Annotated in this window: 1 protein-coding gene and 3 rRNA genes; 1 reads left to right on the top strand and 3 read right to left on the bottom strand. The window is 52.8% G+C overall.

Translation table 11 applies throughout. The annotated features are described in order from the left end of the window. Window positions 1–10: 10 nt before the first annotated feature. The 3 genes from rrf to NXT00_RS09395 all read right to left on the bottom strand — a co-directional run bounded on the left by rrf (window position 11) and on the right by NXT00_RS09395 (window position 5,351). Window positions 11–127, bottom strand: a 5S ribosomal RNA gene (gene rrf / locus NXT00_RS09405). 165 nt (window positions 128–292) lie between these two features. Next, window positions 293–3,431, bottom strand: a 23S ribosomal RNA gene (locus NXT00_RS09400). Window positions 3,432–3,827: 396 nt separating this feature from the next. Next, window positions 3,828–5,351, bottom strand: a 16S ribosomal RNA gene (locus tag NXT00_RS09395). The 16S, 23S and 5S rRNA genes sit together here, the layout of an rRNA operon. Before the next feature lie 31 nt (window positions 5,352–5,382). Here NXT00_RS09395 and NXT00_RS09390 point away from each other — a divergent pair. After that, window positions 5,383–5,725 (top strand): hypothetical protein (locus NXT00_RS09390; RefSeq protein ID WP_259158814.1); only part of this gene is annotated, 343 nt, incomplete at its 3' end.

Below are 5,725 nucleotides of genomic sequence, written 5' to 3'. Positions count from 1 at the left end.
TTAAGTTTTAGGTCGGCGGTGACTTACTCTCCCACAAACTCCCGTTTGCAGTACCATCAGCGCTACCAGGCTTAGCTTCCGGGTTCGGAATGGGACCGGGCGTACCCCTGACGCAATAACCACCGACACAATCAAAAAACACAATGTGCTGTGTCAGACACTGCATAGTGGACGCGAAACACAACAAAACCTTTAACCCTCTCACAACCAACACTCTAAGACCGACACTAACAGTGCCAACCCTGGGGTGAACCTGGCCGTGATATGCGCAACAATCACAAAGTTGAATCATATATGTGTGTTTGTCGGTGAATTAGTACCAGTCATCTAAACATATCACTATGCGTACAACTCTGGCCTATCAACCCTGTCATCTACAGGGCACCTCAAACGAAACCTCATCTCAAAACAGGCTTCCCGCTTAGATGCTTTCAGCGGTTATCCCTTCCGTACGTAGCAAACCAGCCCTGCCACTGGCGTGACAACTGGCACACTAGAGGTACGTCCGTCCCGGTCCTCTCGTACTAGGGACAGCCTTCTTCAAGTTTCAACGCGCGCGGCGGATAGAGACCGAACTGTCTCACGACGTTCTAAACCCAGCTCGCGTGCCGCTTTAATGGGCGAACAGCCCAACCCTTGGGACCTACTCCAGCCCCAGGATGCGACGAGCCGACATCGAGGTGCCAAACCATCCCGTCGATATGGACTCTTGGGGAAGATCAGCCTGTTATCCCCGGGGTACCTTTTATCCGTTGAGCGACACCACTTCCACACGTAGGTGCCGGATCACTAGTCCCTACTTTCGTACCTGCTCGAGTTGTCACTCTCACAGTCAAGCTCCCTTGTGCACTTACACTCACCACCTGATTGCCAACCAGGCTGAGGGAACCTTTGGGCGCCTCCGTTACTTTTTAGGAGGCAACCGCCCCAGTTAAACTACCCACCAGGCACTGTCCCCAACCCAGATCATGGGCCAAGGTTCAGGTGCTCAATCCGATCAGAGTGGTATTTCAACAACGACTCCACCACACCTAGCGATGCAGCATCACAGTCTCCCACCTATCCTACACAAACCGAACCAAACACCAATACCAAGCTATAGTGAAGGTCCCGGGGTCTTTTCGTCCTGCCGCGCGTAACGAGCATCTTTACTCGTAATGCAATTTCACCGGGCCTGTGGTTGAGACAGCAGGGAAGTCGTTACGCCATTCGTGCAGGTCGGAACTTACCCGACAAGGAATTTCGCTACCTTAGGATGGTTATAGTTACCACCGCCGTTTACTGGGGCTTAAATTCTCCGCTTCGCAACACACAAGGTGTCACTAACAGGTCCTCTTAACCTTCCAGCACCGGGCAGGCGTCAGTCCGTATACATCAACTTCCACGTTTTCGCACGGACCTGTGTTTTTAATAAACAGTCGCTTCCCTCTATTCTCTGCGACCACCACCAGCTCAATCAGTCTGTCACCAGCAGTGGTCCCCCTTCTCCCGAAGTTACGGGGGCATTTTGCCGAGTTCCTTAACCACAGTTCACCCGAACGCCTTAGTATTCTCTACCTGACCACCTGTGTCGGTTTACGGTACGGGCCATATATACACTCGCTAGAGGCTTTTCTCGACAGCATAGGATCACTAACATCCCCAACAAAGGGTACGCATCACGCCTCACCCACAATGTGCAACGGATTTACCTATCACACGGGCCACACGCTTACACCACAATCCAATAAGTGGCTTAGCTACCTTCCTGCGTCACCCCATCACTTGGCTACTACCAACGAAGGTCCCACGCACGCAACACCACACCATAACACCCCGCATAAAAACGGGACATCATAACCATGGGCACGCGGGTGGTTAGTACCACTGATTCACCACTGGGCGCATATATACGGGTACGGGAATATCAACCCGTTATCCATCGACTACGCCTGTCGGCCTCGCCTTAGGTCCCGACTCACCCTGGGAAGATTAGCTTAACCCAGGAACCCTTAGTCATCCGGCGGATACGTTTCTCACGTATCATTCGTTACTCATGCCTGCATTCTCACTCGCACACACTCCACACCCCGTCACCAGAATGCTTCAACGCAGTGCACGACGCTCCCCTACCCAACACCTTCCCCCACAAGAGGAAGGTATTGCCGCGGCTTCGGCGGTGTACTTGAGCCCCACTACATTGTCGGCGCAGAACCACTCGACCAGTGAGCTATTACGCACTCTTTCAAGGATGGCTGCTTCTAAGCCAACCTCCTGGCTGTCTTCGCGATCCCACATCCTTTTCCACTTAGTACACTCTTAGGGGCCTTAACCGGCGATCTGGGCTGTTTCCCTTTCGACCAACGGAGCTTATCCCCCGCAGTCTCACTGCCGTACTCTCACTTCACCGGCATTCGGAGTTTGGCTGACATTGCTAAGATTGTAGTCCCGCTCAACCAACCAGTAGCTCTACCTCCGGGAAGAAACACACGACGCTGCACCTAAATGCATTTCGGGGAGAACCAGCTATCACGGAGTTTGATTGGCCTTTCACCCCTACCCACAACTCATCCCCTCAGTTTTCAACCTAAGTGGGTTCGCGCCTCCACAGCATCTTACTGCTGCTTCACACTGGCCATGGGTAGATCACTCCGCTTCGGGTCCAGAACATGCCACTAACACACCCTCATTAGGATTCGCTTTCGCTACGGCTACCCACACTCATGGTTAACCTCGCGACATGCCGCTGACTCGCAGGCTCATTCTTCAAAAGGCACGCCATCACCCACACAACCAACCCCTAAAGGGAAGGCCACGCACAAGGCTCTGACGGATTGTAAGCACACGGTTTCAGGTACTATTTCACTCCCCTCCCGGGGTACTTTTCACCATTCCCTCACGGTACTAATCCGCTATCGGTCACACTAAGTATTTAGGCTTACCGGGTGGTCCCGGCAGATTCACAGCAGATTCCACGAGCCCGCTGCTACTCGGGGACAAAAGCAACCAGGCCAACACACGCTTTCATGTACAGGACTCTCACCTTCTACGGCAGGCGATTCCACACCACTTCCACTAACACGCATCAGCACCAGCAAGGCGGTGACAGCCACCTTACGCTTCAACCCCACAACCCCGCACACGCAACCACTGTCACGTATCACACGCATACGGTTTAGCCTCATCCACGTTCGCTCGCCACTACTAACGGAATCACAATTGTTTTCTTCTCCTACGGGTACTGAGATGTTTCACTTCCCCGCGTCAACCCCCACACCAGCTATGAATTCACTGGCAGGTGACCACACATAACCATGGCCGGGTTTCCCCATTCGGACATCCTCGGATCAACGCTCTATTGACAACTCCCCGAGGCTTAACGCAGCCTTACACGTCCTTCATCGGCTTAGCATGCCAAGGCATCCACCGTGTGCCCTTCATCAAACACACACAAACTTACAAAATAAAAGAAACACACAAAAGAATAAAGATAAAAATGCTCGCGTCCACTATACAGTTCTCACACAACACACACACCACCACCAACCCCCCAACCAGCAAGCACAACACCAACCAACAACAGGGGGACAAATAGTGACATATCAAGGACAACAAAACACGTGCCATCCCAGACACCCAACAGTGCACCAACCACCACAACCCCCACCCCACCCACAAACGGGTAAGAAACAGGAAACCATGATGAACTATGTTCTTTCGCTATAAAACTTTTTTCGATCACACCCAGGTCATGCCCAGCCCCTCATCTATAAGAGACACGAACAGCACAGATGATGTTTTTATGATGATCCACCCGGATTTAGAAAATAAATAATAAAACTCCTTAGAAAGGAGGTGATCCAGCCGCACCTTCCGGTACGGCTACCTTGTTACGACTTCGTCCCAATCGCCGATCCCACCTTCGACAGCTCCCCCCCACAAGGGTTAGGCCACTGGCTTCGGGTGTTACCAACTTTCATGACGTGACGGGCGGTGTGTACAAGGCCCGGGAACGTATTCACCGCAGCGTTGCTGATCTGCGATTACTAGCGACTCCGACTTCATGGGGTCGAGTTGCAGACCCCAATCCGAACTGAGGCCGGCTTTCAGCGATTCGCTCACCCTCACGGGCTGGCTGCGCGTTGTACCGACCATTGTAGCATGTGTGAAGCCCTGGGCATAAGGGGCATGATGATTTGACGTCATCCCCACCTTCCTCCGAGTTAACCCCGGCAGTCTCTCATGAGTCCCCACCATCACGTGCTGGCAACATAAGACAAGGGTTGCGCTCGTTGCGGGACTTAACCCAACATCTCACGACACGAGCTGACGACAACCATGCACCACCTGTAAACAGACCACAAAGGGACACTACATTTCTGCAGCAAACCTGTATATGTCAAGCCCAGGTAAGGTTCTTCGCGTTGCATCGAATTAATCCACATGCTCCGCCGCTTGTGCGGGCCCCCGTCAATTCCTTTGAGTTTTAGCCTTGCGGCCGTACTCCCCAGGCGGGGCGCTTAATGCGTTAGCTACGGCACAGAAGTCGTGGAAGACCCCTACACCTAGCGCCCACCGTTTACGGCATGGACTACCAGGGTATCTAATCCTGTTCGCTCCCCATGCTTTCGCTCCTCAGCGTCAGTTACTGCCCAGAGACCTGCCTTCGCCATCGGTGTTCCTCCTGATATCTGCGCATTCCACCGCTACACCAGGAATTCCAGTCTCCCCTACAGCACTCAAGTTATGCCCGTATCGCCTGCAGCTCCGGAGTTAAGCCCCGGTATTTCACAGACGACGCGACAAACCACCTACGAGCTCTTTACGCCCAGTAATTCCGGACAACGCTCGCACCCTACGTATTACCGCGGCTGCTGGCACGTAGTTAGCCGGTGCTTCTTATACAGGTACCGTCACAAAAGCTTCGTCCCTGTCGAAAGAGGTTTACAACCCGAAGGCCGTCATCCCCCACGCGGCGTCGCTGCATCAGGCTTCCGCCCATTGTGCAATATTCCCCACTGCTGCCTCCCGTAGGAGTCTGGGCCGTATCTCAGTCCCAATGTGGCCGTCCACCCTCTCAGGCCGGCTACCCGTCGACGCCTTGGTAGGCCATTACCCCACCAACAAGCTGATAGGCCGCGGGCTCATCTTGTACCGAAAAAACTTTCCACCATGACACACTAAAGCATGGTCCTATCCAGTATTAGACCCAGTTTCCCAGGCTTATCCCGAAGTACAAGGCAGATCACCCACGTGTTACTCACCCGTTCGCCACTCGAGTACCCCAGCAAGCTGAGGCCTTTCCGTTCGACTTGCATGTGTTAAGCACGCCGCCAGCGTTCGTCCTGAGCCAGGATCAAACTCTCCACAAAAAAACAAGCAAAAAACCTGCTCTCAAAGGCCGTGAAAAGCCCAATCAAACTAGCAAAAAAACAAAACAACCAGCACACACAACCAACACAACCACCAAAACAAGCAGCCATGCCAACCATGCGCACACAATTGAAAAAACAAAACCCCCTCCCCAACCCGACGGGGCAAAAAAGGGAAAAAAAGGGGCCAAAACATCAACAATCACAGCCAAAAACCGATCATGCCAACAAACAGCTCATATCTTCGGTCAAAAACCAAGCAAGCCACACTCACCGGCCACCAAAAACACCACACCATTCACCAACACAACCCAACTGCAATCAAAAAAAACAAAAAAACAATTGGCACACTATTGAGTTCTCAAACAACACAC

It is taken from the genome of Corynebacterium sp. ES2715-CONJ3 (assembly GCF_024814365.1).
In the GTDB taxonomy this organism is placed as follows: domain Bacteria; phylum Actinomycetota; class Actinomycetes; order Mycobacteriales; family Mycobacteriaceae; genus Corynebacterium.
This window is presented reverse-complemented; position numbering and strand designations above follow the sequence as displayed.